The following is a 13,796-nucleotide window of genomic DNA, read 5'->3' on the forward strand; positions in this document are numbered from 1 at the left end:
GCGTCGTGGCCAAGATCATCGCGTAATTCTGAAAAAACCAAGGAATTACCATGGCCACCAAGCAAAAAATCCGCATCCGCCTGAAGGCGTTTGATTACAAGCTGATCGACCAGTCGGCAGCTGAAATCGTTGACACCGCCAAGCGCACCGGTGCGATTGTCAAGGGTCCCGTGCCCCTGCCAACCCGCATGAAGCGTTTCGACATCCTGCGTTCGCCCCACGTCAACAAGACGAGCCGCGACCAGCTGGAAATCCGCACCCACCAGCGTCTGATGGACATCGTGGACCCCACGGACAAAACCGTGGACGCCCTGATGAAGCTCGACCTGCCGGCCGGCGTGGACGTCGAAATCAAGCTGCAGTAAGCGAGAAATCGGGGTTTCAGCCACAAGCCGGGCCCCAAATCGACAGGTTTTAGCCCAGGTTTGCCATTTTCGGCAGCCTGGGCTATACTCTTGGGCTGTCCATTGCATATTGGCTTGTTGCCGGTATGGATTGGGCGGTTTTATTAACTGTCTTTCACATCAAAACGTCTGCGGCCAATTGAAGTCGCAGCGGTGAAAGTTACGAAAGAACACATCATGAGTCTGAGCAACTCCCTCGGGTTGCTGGGCCGCAAAGTTGGCATGATGCGTCTGTTCACGGATGATGGGGACACAGTTCCTGTCACCGTGGTGGATGTATCCAACAACCGCGTGACCCAGGTTAAAACCGAAGCAAATGACGGCTACGATGCCCTTCAAGTGGCATTTGGCGCACGCAAAGCATCGCGCGTGACCAAGCCGGCCGCCGGCCACCTTGCGAAAGCAGGCGTTGAAGCTGGTGAAATCCTGAAAGAATTCCGCGTGACGCCCGACGTCGCAGGCAAATATGCTGCCGGCACCGTTGTGCCCGCAGCCGACGTGTTTGCAGTGGGCCAACTGGTGGACGTGCAAGGCACCTCCATCGGTAAAGGCTACGCCGGCACCATCAAGCGCCATAACATGAGCTCGCAGCGCGCGTCGCACGGTAACAGCCGGTCGCACAACGTTCCCGGCTCCATCGGTATGGCGCAGGATCCCGGCCGCGTGTTCCCCGGCAAACGCATGACGGGCCATCTGGGCGACGTCACCGTGACCACGCAAAACCTGAACATCGTGCGCATCGACGAAGCCCGTCAGCTGCTCATGATCCGCGGTGCTGTGCCTGGTTCCAAAGGTGGTTTTGTCACGGTTCGCGCCGCGATCAAGGCCAAGCCCGCCAACGCTGCTAAAGGAGCGAACTGATGCAGGTCGAACTCCTGAATGACCAAGGTCTGGCTTCGTCCAAAGTGGACGTGCCCGATACCGTGTTTGGTCGCGAATACAACGAAAGCCTGGTTCACCAGGTGGTCGTGGCCTTCCAGGCCAACGCCCGCCAGGGCACCCGTGCCCAGAAGGACCGTGAGCAGGTTCGTCACTCGACCAAGAAGCCTTTTAAACAAAAGGGCACTGGTCGCGCACGTGCCGGTATGACGTCTTCGCCCCTGTGGCGCGGCGGCGGTCGTATCTTCCCGAACATGCCTGACGAAAACTTCACGCAGAAGATCAACAAGAAGATGTACCGCGCCGGCATGGCGTCCATCCTCTCGCAGCTGGCCCGTGAAGGCCGCCTGGCTGTGGTTGATTCCCTGACCGTGGACTCGCCCAAGACCAAGGTCCTGGCCGACAAGTTCAAGGCCATGAACCTCAACTCGGTGCTGGTCATCGCTGATGAAGTTGATGAAAACCTGTACCTGGCTTCCCGCAACCTGGTGAACATCCTCGTGGTTGAGCCCCGCTACGCCGATCCGGTGTCGCTGGTCCACTACAAGAAGGTTCTGGTCACCAAGGCCGCCATGGACCAACTCAAGGAGATGTTCGCATGAGCGCCCGTAACCCATCTTCTCCAAAACTGAAATTCGACGAAGGCCGCCTGATGCAGGTCCTGGTCGCGCCCATCGTGTCCGAAAAGGCCACCATGATCGCCGACAAGACCAATGCCGTGACCTTCAAGGTGCTGCAGGATGCCACCAAATTTGAAATCAAGGCCGCCGTGCAGTTGATGTTCAAGGTGGACGTCCAGTCGGTTGCCGTTCTCAACATCAAGGGCAAGACCAAGCGCTTTGGCAAGTCCATCGGCCGCCGCGACAACGTTCGCAAGGCCTATGTGACGCTCAAGCCCGGTCAAGAGCTCAACCTCGGCGGGGAGACTGCGTAATGGCTGTCATTAAAATGAAACCCACCTCCCCCGGCATGCGCGGGATGGTGAAGATCTCCCGGGATCACCTGCACAAGGGTGAAGCTTACGCGCCGCTGCTGGAGCCACAATTCCAGAAGTCCGGCCGTAACAACAACGGGCACATCACCGTTCGCCACAAAGGCGGCGGTCACAAGCACCACTACCGTGTGGTGGACTTCAAGCGCAACAAGGACGGCATTCCGGCCAAGGTCGAACGCATCGAGTACGACCCCAACCGTTCCGCCCACATTGCCCTGCTCTGCTACGCCGACGGCGAGCGCACCTACATCATCGCCCCCCGCGGCCTTGAAGTCGGCGCTACGCTGGTGAGCGGTTCGGAAGCGCCGATTCGCGCCGGCAATACGCTGCCCATCCGCAACATTCCCGTGGGTTCCACCATCCATTGCATCGAGATGCAAATCGGCAAGGGCGCGCAAATCGCCCGCTCCGCCGGCACCTCGGCAACGCTGCTGGCCCGCGAAGGTACCTACGCCCAGGTGCGTATGCGCTCCGGTGAAGTTCGCAAGATCCACATCGAGTGCCGCGCCACCATCGGTGAAGTCGCCAACGAAGAACACAGCCTGCGCCGTCTCGGCAAGGCCGGTGTGAAGCGCTGGATGGGTATTCGCCCGACCGTTCGCGGTGTGGTGATGAACCCGGTTGACCACCCGCACGGCGGTGGTGAAGGCAAGACCGGCGAAGGCCGCCATCCTGTCGACCCATGGGGTAACCTGACCAAGGGCTACCGCACCCGCAACAACAAGCGCACGCAAGTGATGATTGTTTCGCGTCGCAAGAAGTAAGGCTAACCCATGACACGTTCACTCAAAAAAGGTCCGTTTGTCGACCATCATTTGGTAGCAAAAGCCGACAAGGCCGTTACCAACAAGGACAAAAAGCCGATCAAGACCTGGTCGCGTCGCTCCATGATCCTGCCCGAGTTCATCGGCCTGACCATCGCCGTGCACAACGGCAAGCAGCACGTGCCTGTCTACATCACCGATCAAATGGTTGGCCACAAGCTGGGCGAGTTCGCACTCACCCGGACTTTCAAAGGTCATCCGGCTGACAAAAAAGTTGTGAGAAAGTAAGGAAAGACCATGGAAACACGTGCAACCCTCCGGGGCGTTCGTCTGTCGGTCGACAAGGGCCGTCTGGTCGCTGACCTGATCCGCGGCAAGAAAGTGGATCAAGCCCTCAACATCCTGAATTTCACGCAGAAAAAAGCTGCTGGAATCATCAAGAAGGTTGTTGAGTCCGCCATCGCCAACGCTGAACACAACGATGGTGCCGATATCGACGAACTGAAGGTGAAAACCATTTACGTCGAACAAGGCGCCACGCTCAAGCGTTTCTCCGCGCGCGCAAAAGGCCGCGGCAACAGCATCAGCAAGCCCACGTGCCATGTGTACGTGGTGGTTGGCAACTAAAGGCAGCAGGATATGGGACAAAAAATCAACCCAACCGGGTTTCGCCTTGCAGTTAGCCGCAACTGGGCCAGCCGCTGGTACGCAAGCAACCGTGACTTCGCCGGCATGCTGGCTGAAGACATCAAGGTTCGCGAGTACCTCAAGGCCAAGCTCAAGAACGCAGCGGTTTCGCGCGTTCTGATCGAGCGCCCCGCCAAGAATGCCCGCATCACGATCTTCTCGGCACGTCCGGGCGTCGTGATCGGCAAAAAAGGCGAGGACATCGAGAACCTCAAGAAAGAACTGAGCCGCCAGCTGGGCGTGCCGGTCGCCGTGAACATCGAAGAAGTTCGCAAGCCTGAAATTGATGCCAAGCTCATCGCCGACAGCATCACGCAGCAGCTTGAAAAACGCATCATGTTCCGCCGTGCGATGAAGCGCGCCATGCAAAACGCCATGCGTCTGGGTGCCCTGGGCATCAAGATCATGTCGTCCGGCCGCCTCAACGGCATTGAAATCGCTCGCTGCGAGTGGTACCGCGAAGGCCGCGTGCCCCTTCACACCCTGCGCGCCGACATCGACTACGGCACCTCTGAAGCCAAGACCACCTATGGTGTGATCGGCGTCAAGGTCTGGGTCTACAAGGGCGACACGCTGGGCCGCAACGATGCGCCCGGCGCCAAGATGGTGGAAGTGCCTGACGAAGAACGCAAGCCGCGCGGCCCCCGCCGTGATGCGCGCCCTGGTGATCGTCCAGGCAGCGACCGTCCCGCTCCCCGTGGTGCTCGCGCACCGCGCGGCGCGACCAACACCGCCCCGGCGGATGGAAGCGACAAGCCGGCTGAAGCTACCCCTGGTAGCGAAGCCCCGAAAACCACCGTTAAGCGCGTCCGCAAAGCCGCGCCAGCTGCAGCAGCTGACGGTGCCAAGACCGAGTAATCGGTCTATTAACGGAGAATCAAAATGCTGCAACCCGCTCGCAGAAAATACCGCAAAGAGCAAAAAGGCCGTAACACCGGCGTCGCAACCCGGGGTTCCTCGGTTGCGTTCGGTGACTTCGGTCTCAAATGCACCGACCGTGGTCGCCTGACTGCTCGTCAAATTGAAGCCGCGCGCCGCGCGATTTCCCGTCACGTCAAGCGTGGCGGCCGTATCTGGATCCGTGTCTTCCCGGACAAGCCGATTTCCCAAAAGCCCGCTGAAGTGCGTATGGGTAACGGTAAAGGTAACCCGGAGTACTACGTGGCTGAAATCCAGCCCGGCAAGATCGTCTTTGAAATCGTCGGTGTGCCTGAAGAGCTGGCCCGCGAAGCGTTCCGCCTGGCATCCGCCAAGCTGCCGCTGCGCACCACCTTCGTCAGCCGCATGATCGGCCAGTAAGGGGAAATGACAATGACCAAATCTACTGAACTGCGCCAAAAAGACGTTGCCGGCCTGAAAGCTGAAGTCAAAGAGCTGCAAAAAGCCCACTTTGGCCTGCGCATGCAAAAAGCCACGCAGCAACTGACCAACACTTCCACGCTGCGTTCCACGCGTCGCAGCATCGCTCGCGCCAAGACCATCCTGGCCGAAACCATCGTCAAGCAAGGAGCCAAAAAATGACGGAAGCTAAAAAATCCCTCAAGCGCACCTTGATCGGCAAGGTGGTGAGCGACAAGCGCGCCAAGACCGTGACGGTTCTGGTCGAGCGCCGTGTGAAGCACGAGCTCTACGGCAAGATCGTGTCCCTGTCCAGCAAGTACCACGCCCATGACGAAAAGGGCGAGTACCACACGGGCGACGTGATCGAGATCACCGAAAGCCGCCCGATCTCCAAGACCAAGAACTGGGTTGTGACCCGTCTGGTTGAAAAGGCTGCGATCGTTTAAGGTCCGGCTTACCCGGGGCTGGCGTCAAGTCACTCTCTCAAAAATGGCTCACCTTGGTGGGCCGTTTTTGTTTGTGCCGGTGCTTGCCGATGTTTGCCGCTTCCCCGAAGATGACCTTCAGAGCCAGACCGGTTTTCGCACAGTGAGCGCACGCTTGCCGCCCCCGCACTACACTTCGAGGGTTGATTTTCAACCCCTTCATTATTCTTAGAGGAGCACACCATGATCAAAGTAGGCGACACCCTTCCGGCCACCACGCTGATGGAATTTTCCGAAGTCGAAGGCAATGGCTGCAGCATAGGCCCCAACCCGGTTGACGTGGCCAAGGCCTCGGCCGGCAAGACCATCGCCCTGTTTGCCCTGCCCGGTGCGTTCACGCCCACCTGCTCGGCCAAGCACGTGCCAGGCTATGTGGAGAAATTCGCCGAGTTCAAGGCCGCCGGGGTCGATGAGATCTGGTGCCTGAGCGTCAACGACGCCTTTGTCATGGGCGCCTGGGCGCGCGACCAGAAGACCGGCGACAAGGTGCGCATGCTGGCCGACGGCAGCGCGGACTTCGCAAAGGCTGCGGGCCTGACGCTGGACCTGACGGCACGCGGCATGGGCCTGCGCAGCAACCGTTACTCCATGCTGGTCAAGGACGGCAAGGTCGCCAGCCTCAATGTGGAAGGCCCCGGCAAGTTTGAAGTCAGCGATGCGGCCACGCTGCTGGCGCAAGCCAAGGGCTGAGAGCGGATTTTTCGCCACAAAAAAAGCCACCGCGCGCAAGCTCGGTGGCTTTTTTGTTCCCGCCTCCGGAAAGACTCAAAGATCCACCTTGAGGTAATGCGCCCCCGCGATGGGGTTGTGATAGTAGGGCGGGATCTCGGTGAAGCCCAGTTCGGCATACAGCGCGCGCGCCGATTCCATGTCGTCCAGCGTGTCCAGCAGCACCGAGTGGTAGCCCGCCACACGCGCCGCGTCCAGGATGGCCTCCGCGAGCTGGCGGCCCAGGCCGAAGCGGCGAAAGGGCTTGCGCACATAAAGGCGCTTCATCTCGCCGGCGTTGGGATAGTCGACCGAGTCCAGCGCGCGCAGCGCGCAGCAACCTGCGACTTCACCGTCCACCAGCGCCAGCAGCAGCGCGCCTTCGGGGACATCGTATTCACCGGGCAGCTCGGCCAGTTCGGCCTCAAAGTTCTGGAAGCACAGGTCCACGCCCAGCTGCTCCGCATACTCGCGAAAGATCAGCCGCGTGGCGGCCAGCTCCTGGGGCGAGTCGGGTGTGATGAACTGGATGGAGGGGCGCTGCACGGGGTCGGCGGTGAAAAGTCACAACCAGTTTAACGTGATTTGCCCCATCGCCGACCCGCGCAAGCCCGGCCCTCAGCCTGCGGCGGGGCCTCAGAAAGCCGGCGCCGCCAGCGTGGAAACCCAATAGGCCACGCCGGCGCAAACCGCCAGGATCAGCACCGCGGCCACACGCGACACCGTGTCGTCGCGCGAGGGCGGCGCCTGCACCACCAGTTCCTTGTCGCCGTGCAGCATGGCGCCCACCAGGTTGTGCTTGCGGCTCAGGTAAAAAACAATGGCCGCGATGTGCAGCAGCACCAGCGCCAGCAGCACCCATTTGCCGATGTTCTTGTGGTAGTTGGTCGTCAGGCTGACCGTGGCGTTGGAGACAAAGCGCGTCAGTGGGCCGGCAAAAGCGATCTCGTCGTCACTGAGCAGACCCGTGCCGACCTGTGCCACCAGGAAACCCAGCATGGCGAACACCGAGCCGGCGCCTATCGGGCTGTGGCCGATACCGTGCTCGGGCTTGCCTTGGCCCTTGAGGTAGTTGATGACGCTTTGCGGCGCATAAATGAACGCACCAAAACGGGACCATCGCCCGCCCACCAGGCCCCAGACGATGCGAAACAGCAGCAAGGCCAGTACCGTGTAGCCGAAACGGAAGTGCCAGACCATGGCGTTGCCACCCACGGTGCCGGTAATGGCCAGGCCGATCACGCAGGCCACCAGCGCCCAATGGAAAAACCGCGTGGGCAGGTCCCACACACGCACCTTGTGAAGATTTTTATTGGTGTACACGCTCACTCCTCGTTCATGTGGTTTGTTCTGTGCAAGGCATTGTCCGCAGCCGGCCCGCTGCAGGCTTGGTGCTTTCCCGTAGTGCATAAGTTCCTGCGGAACTTATCAGGCTTGGCTAAACTCAGCCACATGGCAGCGAGCCCAGCGCGCTGCCATGGCCTGTCACCGACCATATCCTAAAAAAACCTCACGAGGAAAACCATGAAATTTTTCGCCAGCATCGCAGCGGCCGCCACCCTGGCGGCCATGGCCGCCCCGGCCTCCGCGCAGTTCGCCAAGCCCGAAGACGCCATCAAATACCGCCAGAGCGCGCTGTTTGTCATGGGCCAGCATTTCGGCCGCGTCGGCGCCATGGCTAACGGCCGTGTTCCCTTCGACGCCAAAGTCGCCGCCGAGAACGCCGAGATCGTGGCTGACATGGCCAAGCTTCCATGGGTTGGCTTCGGGCCCGGCACCGACAAGGGCGGCAACACCAAGGCCAAGCCCGAAATCTGGACCGAGCAGGCCAAGTTCAAGGAAGGCCATGAAAAACTGGTCGCCGAAACCGCCAAGCTGGCCGCCGCCGCCAAAACCGGCAACCTCGACGCGCTGAAGACCGCATTTACCGCAACCGCCGGCACCTGCAAGGCCTGCCACGACGCTTACCGAGCACAGTAAAGGCCCCCACGCTTTTCACTTCGTGTAATGCGCTGCCCCCCGAGGGGGCCGCTGCGCCTGCGGTCTGGCAAAGCCAGTCCCGCGGCCCCGGCTTGAAAAGATGAGGCAACCCACGCGGAGTGAATAACAAAAAAGCCGGTTCGTTTGAACCGGCTTTTCTTTTGGGGGAGGCGAAACGCTTCAGGTCTCAGCCAGCAGCTTCTCGATCAACTGGTGCAGCGCCGCAAAATCCGGCTCGCCCACATACTGTTTGACGATCTCGCCGCGCTTGTTCACGAGGTAGGTGGTGGGCGTGAGCTGCACGTCGCCCCAGGCCTTGGCGACCGCGCCGGTGTTGTCGATGGCCACCTTGAACGGCAGCTTGCGCGTCTGGGTGTAGTTCACGACGTAGCTGGGCGGGTCGTAGCTCATGGCCACGGCCAGGGTGTCGTAGCCCTGGCTCTGGTACTTGTTGTAGGTGGAAATGACCTTGGGCATCTCCGCCACGCAGGTCACGCAGCTGGTGGCCCAGAAGTTGACGAGGGTGACTTTGCCCTTCAGGTCGGCCGTGGTTTTTTTGCTGCCGTCCAGCAGCACGAAGGTCGACTCAGGCGCGGCCTGCGCGCCGCTGCATCCGGGCAGGCTGGCGAAAGCCGCCAGCGCCAAAATACCGGCCAGTGCCATGCGGCATACTGTCCAGCTGGATGTCAATTTCATGGGAGACCTCATCATGCAACGTCGCAATTTTAACCAGGCCGGCGTCAGCGCGTTGGGCGCACTGATATTGGCCACTTACCACCAGGCCCACGCGCTGTCGCTGGGAGACCTGTCCGGCATCAGCAACGCCGACGCCAGCGCCGGCCTCAAAACCGCCCTCGAAAAAGGCGCCGTCGCGGCCGTTGCCCTGCTCGGCAAGACGGATGGATTCCTCGGAAACCCAAAAGTTCGCATTCCTTTGCCCGGTTACCTGGAAGACGCGTCGAAAATCCTGAAAAACTTCGGCCAGGGCAAGCGCATCGACGAACTGGTCACCTCCATCAACCGCGCCGCCGAAGCGGCCGTGCCCATGGGCAAGGACCTGCTGGTCAATGCGGTGCGCACCATGAACGTGAACGACGCCAAGAACATCCTGACCGGGGGCGAGACCTCGGTCACCACCTTTTTCGCGGAAAAGACGCGCGCCCCGCTGGGTGTGAAATTCCTGCCCGTGGTCACCAAGGCCACCGAAAAGGTCGGGCTGGCCAACAAATACAACGAGTTCGCCGGCAAGGCCGCCGGTTTCGGCCTGGTGAAGAAAGAAGACGCCAACATCCAGCAATATGTCACCGGCAAGTCCCTGGACGGCCTCTACCTCATCATCGGCGAGGAAGAAAAGAAGATCCGCCAGGACCCGGTGGGCACCGGCAGCGCGATCCTCAAGAAGGTATTCGGTTCAATGAAATAAAAAGTTCTAACGAACGGGGTGTCGCGAAAGACTGGGCGGATTCGCGATTCCCGTCTCCTCTATTTGGAGGGGGTGAAGCATTCCCTTACATAGTGTTGGTAAATATGCCCACACGGGAAATGCCCTTGCGGCGCGGCTGATAAACGTGCTCTGATTGGGACTGGTTGCAGTTAACGATCAGGAGGACAGCAGCCGTGCAAATAACAAAATCGGTGTTGGCGTACGTCCGCGGGAGCGGGCACTGCGTGCGGCCTGAGAAGGCCGGCGCACAGCTGGCCGCTGTGCGCCTTGCGGTGCTGCTCCTGGCCGCCTTGGCCGCATGGATATCCCCCGCCGCCACCGCCGCCCCCTTGCTCGACGAACCGATACAACCGGTTCCCCTGACGCTCAAACAGGACCCCGCTCGCGCGGACATCGGGCGCCAGCTGTTTCGCGATACCCGCCTGTCGGGCAACGGCCGCATCTCATGCGCCAGTTGCCACGACATCAGCAAGGGCGGCGGCGACGGGCGTGACCGCTCGGTGGGCCTGCATGGCGGCCTCACCAGCGTCAACGCCCCGACCGTGCTCAATGCCGCGCTCAACTTCAAGCAGTTCTGGAACGGCCGCGCCGAGTCGCTCGAGGCGCAGGCCGACCACGTCATGCAGAACCCGGTCGAGATGGGCTCGAAATGGGAGGAGGTGGTCCAGAAGGTCTCGCAGGACCCCAAGTACAAGGCCGCGTTCGCCGCCTCCTACAAGGACGGCGTCACCAAGGCGAACATCCAGAATGCCATCGCCACTTTCGAGCGCACCCTGATCACGCCCAACTCGCGTTTTGACAAATACCTGCGCGGCGACGCCAATGCGATCTCGGCCGCGGAGAAAGCCGGTTACGCGAAATTCAAGCAGTATGGCTGCGTCGCCTGCCACCAGGGCGTGAACGTCGGCGGCAATATGTTCCAGAAGTTCGGCGTCATGGGCGACTACTTCGCCAAACGCGGCAACCCGACGGAGGCCGATCTCGGCCGCTACCTCATCACCAAGGTGGAAAGCGACAAATACGTCTTCAAGGTTCCCAGCCTGCGCAACATCGCGCTCACTGCACCGTATTTCCACGACGCCTCGGCAAAAACCCTGGACGAGGCCGTCGACATCATGTTCCGCTACCAGCTCGGCCGCGTCGCTTCCAAGGAAGACAAGGAGGCCATCATCCGCTTCCTCAACACACTCACCGGCGAACTGGATCCCAAACCGTGAAAAAAACGAATCGACTAGCCTGGATGCCCATGACGGCGGTCACCGCCGTGCTCTTGTCCATCCTGGTGTTTCTGTACGCCAAGACCCAGAGCTTCGACGAGTCGCATTACTTTGAGGATATCGCCGTGCTGCGCCACCTCAAGCAGCTCGACGCGCAATGGGAACTGGACGTGCTGAAGTCCAGGATAGGGATCAACACGCACTACGACGCGCTGGCCGACAACCAGGGCGAGATGGCCCGGCTCATGGAGCAACTGCTGTCGGACGGGGACGTCCATCAACACGATGCCCCCGGGCGGACGGGCAAGCTCGCAGCGCTGCAGCGAGCCGTCCAGGACAAGGCCCAGCTGATCGAGCAGTTCAAGTCGCACAACTCGGTGCTGCGCAACTCGCTGGCCTTTCTTCCTACCGCGGCGGAGGATGTGCAGCAGTCGCTCGGACCGGGCCGCCGTGCCGCGCAACCGGCGCTCCAGCCGATCTCGGCCGGCGTCAGCCGGCTTTTGCTCGCGAGCATGCTGTACAGCCAAAGCCCGACAGGCGACAAGGGGGCCGAAATACACGACGAGTTAAACCGGCTTGACGGCACGCTGCACCTTGCAACCCCGGGCATACGCGACAAGCTGGGTATTTTCCGCGCGCATGTCCAGGCCATTTTGCGCGAGCAGAAAACCGTCAATGAGCTCCTCGTCGGCATTTCCGTGGCGCCGACCGGAAAGCTGCTCGATGACGCCAGCGACGCCTTGACGGTAGAGCAGCAGCAGGCCGGCGTGGAGGGCGAGCGCTACGGCCGCTACCTGCTGATTTTTTCGGCGGTGCTGGTGGCGCTGCTGCTGTACGCGGCGGGCGACCTCCTGCGCAGCCACTCGACCATACGGCGCGTCAACGAAGAACTTCAGGGGGCCAATGAAACCCTGGAGCAGCGCGTGCGGGAACGCACCGTTGCGCTGCATGCCAGCGAAACCCAGCTGCACCTGATCACGGACACGGTGCCGGCCCTGATCGCCTATATCGACGCCGACCAGCGCTTCCAGTTCCACAACCTGGCTTATGAAGAACGCTTTGGCTTGAAGCGCGAGCAGATCCACGGCAAGACCATGCGCCAGATGATGGGCCACGAGCTCTACGAGAAAGAGCGCGGCAAGATCCAGGAGGCCCTGGCGGGCTATGCGGCCGAATACGACCGCACCCAGGAAGCCGCCGACGGCCAGATGCACGACTACGTCATGCAGTACTTCCCGCGCTATGGCGAGGGCCAGGACGAGGGCAAGGTGCTGGGCTTTTACTCGCTGGGGACCGACGTGACCGCGCTCAAGCGCGTCGACCGCATGAAGAGCGAGTTCGTCTCCACCGTCAGCCATGAGCTGCGCACGCCGCTGACCTCCATACGCGGCTCGCTGGGCCTGATCGTCGGCGGCGTCGCCGGGGAGCTGCCGCCCATGGCCAAGAACCTGGTCGGCATCGCCACCAGCAACTGCGAGCGGCTTATCCGGCTGATCAACGACATCCTCGACAGCGAAAAAATCGAATCCGGCAAGATGCGTTTTGACATGCAGGTCACAGAGCTGGCGCCGCTGCTGGCCCAGGTCCTGGTGGCCAATGAAGGCTTTGCGGACCAGCACAAGGTCAAGCTGGCGCTGGACGTCCAGGCCGAAGGGGTCATGGTCAGCGTCGACAGCGACCGGCTGACCCAGGCCGCCACCAACCTGATCTCCAACGCCGTGAAGTTTTCACCGGCGGAATCCTTTGTCTATATCAGGCTGCTGTGCAGCAACAGGCGGGTTCGGGTCGAGGTCGCCGACAGCGGCCCCGGCATTCCCGAGGAGTTCCGCAAACGCATCTTCCAGAAATTCTCGCAGGCCGACACCTCCGACACCCGGCAAAAAGGCGGCACCGGCCTGGGCCTGAACATCTCGCGCGCCATCGTGGAGCGCATGGGCGGCAGCGTGGGCTTCACCTCGCAAACCGGCGTGGGAACGGTTTTTTATTTCGAGCTGCCAGAAGCGTTTGCGCTGCCGGTGGAAGAGGCCAGCGTCGATGAAAGCAAAACCAAGGCCGGCGCACCGCCCCGGCCCTTGATCCTGGTCTGCGAGGACGACCCCGACATCGCCCACCTGATCAACCTGATGCTTGACAAGGGCGGATTTGACTCGGACATGGTCTACCGCGCCGCGCAGGCCATGGAGCAGGTGGTGAAACGGCCCTACGCCGCCATGACGGTCGACCTGGGCCTGCCGGACCTGGACGGCATCAGCCTGATCCGCGCGCTGCGCCTGGAAGAGCGCACGCGTGAGCTGCCCATCGTGGTGGTGTCGGCCAACGCCGAAGCCGGCGAGCTTGAATTCAACAACCAGCCGCTGGCGGTGTCGACCTGGCTGGAAAAGCCCATTGACGAAAACAAGCTGATCCTCAGCCTGCAGCGCGCCATCGCCAACATGGCCGAAGGCCGGCCGCGCATCCTGCATGTCGAGGACGACCTGGACATCCAGCGCATCGCCGCCGCCATCGCCCAGGACTTCGCCACCTTTGAGTTCGCCAGCAGCCTGCGCGAGGCGCGTGAACAGCTGAGCAAGCATCACTACGACCTGGTGCTGCTGGACCTCACCCTCAAAGACGGCTCGGGCTGGGAATTGCTGGACACCATCGAGGAGCTGAACCCGGCGCCCCCGGTGGTCGTGTTCTCCGCCAGCGACGCGGTGGCCCTGGAAAGCGATCGCGTGGAGGCCGTGCTGGTGAAGGCCCACACCTCCAACGACCAGCTGCTGCGCACCCTGCAACGCGTGCTCGACGAAAGCCTGTGGGGCACCGTGCACCCGCCGTTGAGTGAATCACCCCCGTCCAGGCTCACTGGCGTGTAGCCTGTTCCCCCCTCAAGGGGGCGGCGCTAGCGGCCCGG

General features: G+C 61.5%; 19 protein-coding genes. 16 read left to right on the forward strand and 3 right to left on the reverse strand.

Annotation, left to right across the window (positions count from 1 at the left end):
- The first annotated feature begins 50 nt into the window (after window positions 1-50).
- From rpsJ to PMI15_RS08165, 12 genes are all read left to right on the forward strand, one after another.
- Window positions 51-365: a 30S ribosomal protein S10 gene (gene rpsJ, locus PMI15_RS08110; RefSeq protein ID WP_007838118.1), complete on the forward strand. Its 315-nt coding sequence runs from the start codon at window positions 51-53 to the stop codon at window positions 363-365.
- A gap of 216 nt (window positions 366-581) precedes the next feature.
- Window positions 582-1,265 (forward strand): 50S ribosomal protein L3, encoded by a 684-nt coding sequence (gene rplC, locus PMI15_RS08115; protein WP_007866493.1) that lies wholly within the window; start codon window positions 582-584, stop codon window positions 1,263-1,265.
- The gene (gene rplD / locus PMI15_RS08120) at window positions 1,265-1,885 is read left to right on the forward strand and encodes a 50S ribosomal protein L4 (protein ID WP_007866495.1); all 621 of its coding nucleotides are present in this window, start codon (window positions 1,265-1,267) and stop codon (window positions 1,883-1,885) included. The genes rplC and rplD overlap by 1 nt, the downstream gene beginning before the upstream one ends.
- Entirely contained in the window at window positions 1,882-2,217 is a 336-nt protein-coding gene (gene rplW / locus PMI15_RS08125) for a 50S ribosomal protein L23 (RefSeq protein WP_007866498.1), read from the forward strand. Before rplD ends, rplW begins: the two co-directional genes overlap by 4 nt.
- On the forward strand, window positions 2,217-3,041 hold the full coding sequence (rplB, locus tag PMI15_RS08130) for a 50S ribosomal protein L2 (RefSeq protein WP_007866501.1): 825 nt from the start codon (window positions 2,217-2,219) through the stop codon (window positions 3,039-3,041). Before rplW ends, rplB begins: the two co-directional genes overlap by 1 nt.
- Before the next feature lie 9 nt (window positions 3,042-3,050).
- Window positions 3,051-3,329 carry a 30S ribosomal protein S19 gene (rpsS, locus tag PMI15_RS08135; protein ID WP_007866503.1) on the forward strand — a complete coding sequence of 93 codons (279 nt, stop codon included), beginning with the start codon at window positions 3,051-3,053 and terminating at the stop codon, window positions 3,327-3,329.
- Between the two features lie 9 nt (window positions 3,330-3,338).
- The gene (gene rplV / locus PMI15_RS08140; protein ID WP_007866508.1) at window positions 3,339-3,668 is read left to right on the forward strand and encodes a 50S ribosomal protein L22; all 330 of its coding nucleotides are present in this window, start codon (window positions 3,339-3,341) and stop codon (window positions 3,666-3,668) included.
- A 12-nt stretch (window positions 3,669-3,680) separates the two neighbouring features.
- Complete coding sequence (rpsC, locus tag PMI15_RS08145; RefSeq protein WP_007866518.1) at window positions 3,681-4,586, forward strand: 30S ribosomal protein S3; 906 nt, start codon at window positions 3,681-3,683, stop codon at window positions 4,584-4,586.
- Between the two features lie 24 nt (window positions 4,587-4,610).
- Complete coding sequence (gene rplP / locus PMI15_RS08150) at window positions 4,611-5,027, forward strand: 50S ribosomal protein L16 (RefSeq protein ID WP_007866520.1); 417 nt, start codon at window positions 4,611-4,613, stop codon at window positions 5,025-5,027.
- Window positions 5,028-5,039: 12 nt separating this feature from the next.
- On the forward strand, window positions 5,040-5,249 hold the full coding sequence (gene rpmC, locus PMI15_RS08155) for a 50S ribosomal protein L29 (protein WP_007866523.1): 210 nt from the start codon (window positions 5,040-5,042) through the stop codon (window positions 5,247-5,249).
- Complete coding sequence (rpsQ, locus tag PMI15_RS08160; RefSeq protein WP_007866526.1) at window positions 5,246-5,515, forward strand: 30S ribosomal protein S17; 270 nt, start codon at window positions 5,246-5,248, stop codon at window positions 5,513-5,515. Before rpmC ends, rpsQ begins: the two co-directional genes overlap by 4 nt.
- Window positions 5,516-5,737: 222 nt before the next feature.
- Window positions 5,738-6,244 (forward strand): peroxiredoxin, encoded by a 507-nt coding sequence (locus PMI15_RS08165; protein ID WP_007866529.1) that lies wholly within the window; start codon window positions 5,738-5,740, stop codon window positions 6,242-6,244.
- Window positions 6,245-6,319: 75 nt separating this feature from the next.
- Here the strand turns inward: PMI15_RS08165 and PMI15_RS08170 are convergent, their stop codons facing one another.
- Window positions 6,320-6,808, reverse strand: coding sequence for a GNAT family N-acetyltransferase (locus PMI15_RS08170; protein WP_007866532.1), 489 nt, complete (start codon window positions 6,806-6,808; stop codon window positions 6,320-6,322).
- Between the two features lie 90 nt (window positions 6,809-6,898).
- Window positions 6,899-7,585 (reverse strand): cytochrome b/b6 domain-containing protein, encoded by a 687-nt coding sequence (locus PMI15_RS08175; RefSeq protein ID WP_007866536.1) that lies wholly within the window; start codon window positions 7,583-7,585, stop codon window positions 6,899-6,901.
- 201 nt (window positions 7,586-7,786) lie between these two features.
- Between PMI15_RS08175 and PMI15_RS08180 the strand changes: the two genes are divergently transcribed.
- Window positions 7,787-8,242 (forward strand): cytochrome c, encoded by a 456-nt coding sequence (locus PMI15_RS08180; RefSeq protein WP_007866539.1) that lies wholly within the window; start codon window positions 7,787-7,789, stop codon window positions 8,240-8,242.
- Between the two features lie 180 nt (window positions 8,243-8,422).
- Here PMI15_RS08180 and PMI15_RS08185 read toward each other — a convergent pair whose 3' ends face one another.
- The gene (locus PMI15_RS08185; protein WP_007866542.1) at window positions 8,423-8,938 is read right to left on the reverse strand and encodes a TlpA disulfide reductase family protein; all 516 of its coding nucleotides are present in this window, start codon (window positions 8,936-8,938) and stop codon (window positions 8,423-8,425) included.
- 13 nt (window positions 8,939-8,951) lie between these two features.
- Here PMI15_RS08185 and PMI15_RS08190 point away from each other — a divergent pair, with 13 nt between their 5' ends.
- From PMI15_RS08190 to PMI15_RS23985, 3 genes are all read left to right on the forward strand, one after another.
- Window positions 8,952-9,665, forward strand: a complete 714-nt coding sequence (locus PMI15_RS08190) for a DUF4197 domain-containing protein (protein ID WP_007866545.1) — start codon at window positions 8,952-8,954, stop codon at window positions 9,663-9,665.
- Window positions 9,666-9,859: 194 nt separating this feature from the next.
- The gene (locus tag PMI15_RS08195; RefSeq protein WP_007866546.1) at window positions 9,860-10,903 is read left to right on the forward strand and encodes a cytochrome-c peroxidase; all 1,044 of its coding nucleotides are present in this window, start codon (window positions 9,860-9,862) and stop codon (window positions 10,901-10,903) included.
- Window positions 10,900-13,758 carry a DAHL domain-containing protein gene (locus PMI15_RS23985; RefSeq protein ID WP_238541089.1) on the forward strand — a complete coding sequence of 953 codons (2,859 nt, stop codon included), beginning with the start codon at window positions 10,900-10,902 and terminating at the stop codon, window positions 13,756-13,758. Before PMI15_RS08195 ends, PMI15_RS23985 begins: the two co-directional genes overlap by 4 nt.
- Window positions 13,759-13,796 lie beyond the last annotated feature (38 nt).

Source organism: Polaromonas sp. CF318 (genome assembly GCF_000282655.1).
Lineage (GTDB): Bacteria > Pseudomonadota > Gammaproteobacteria > Burkholderiales > Burkholderiaceae_C > Polaromonas.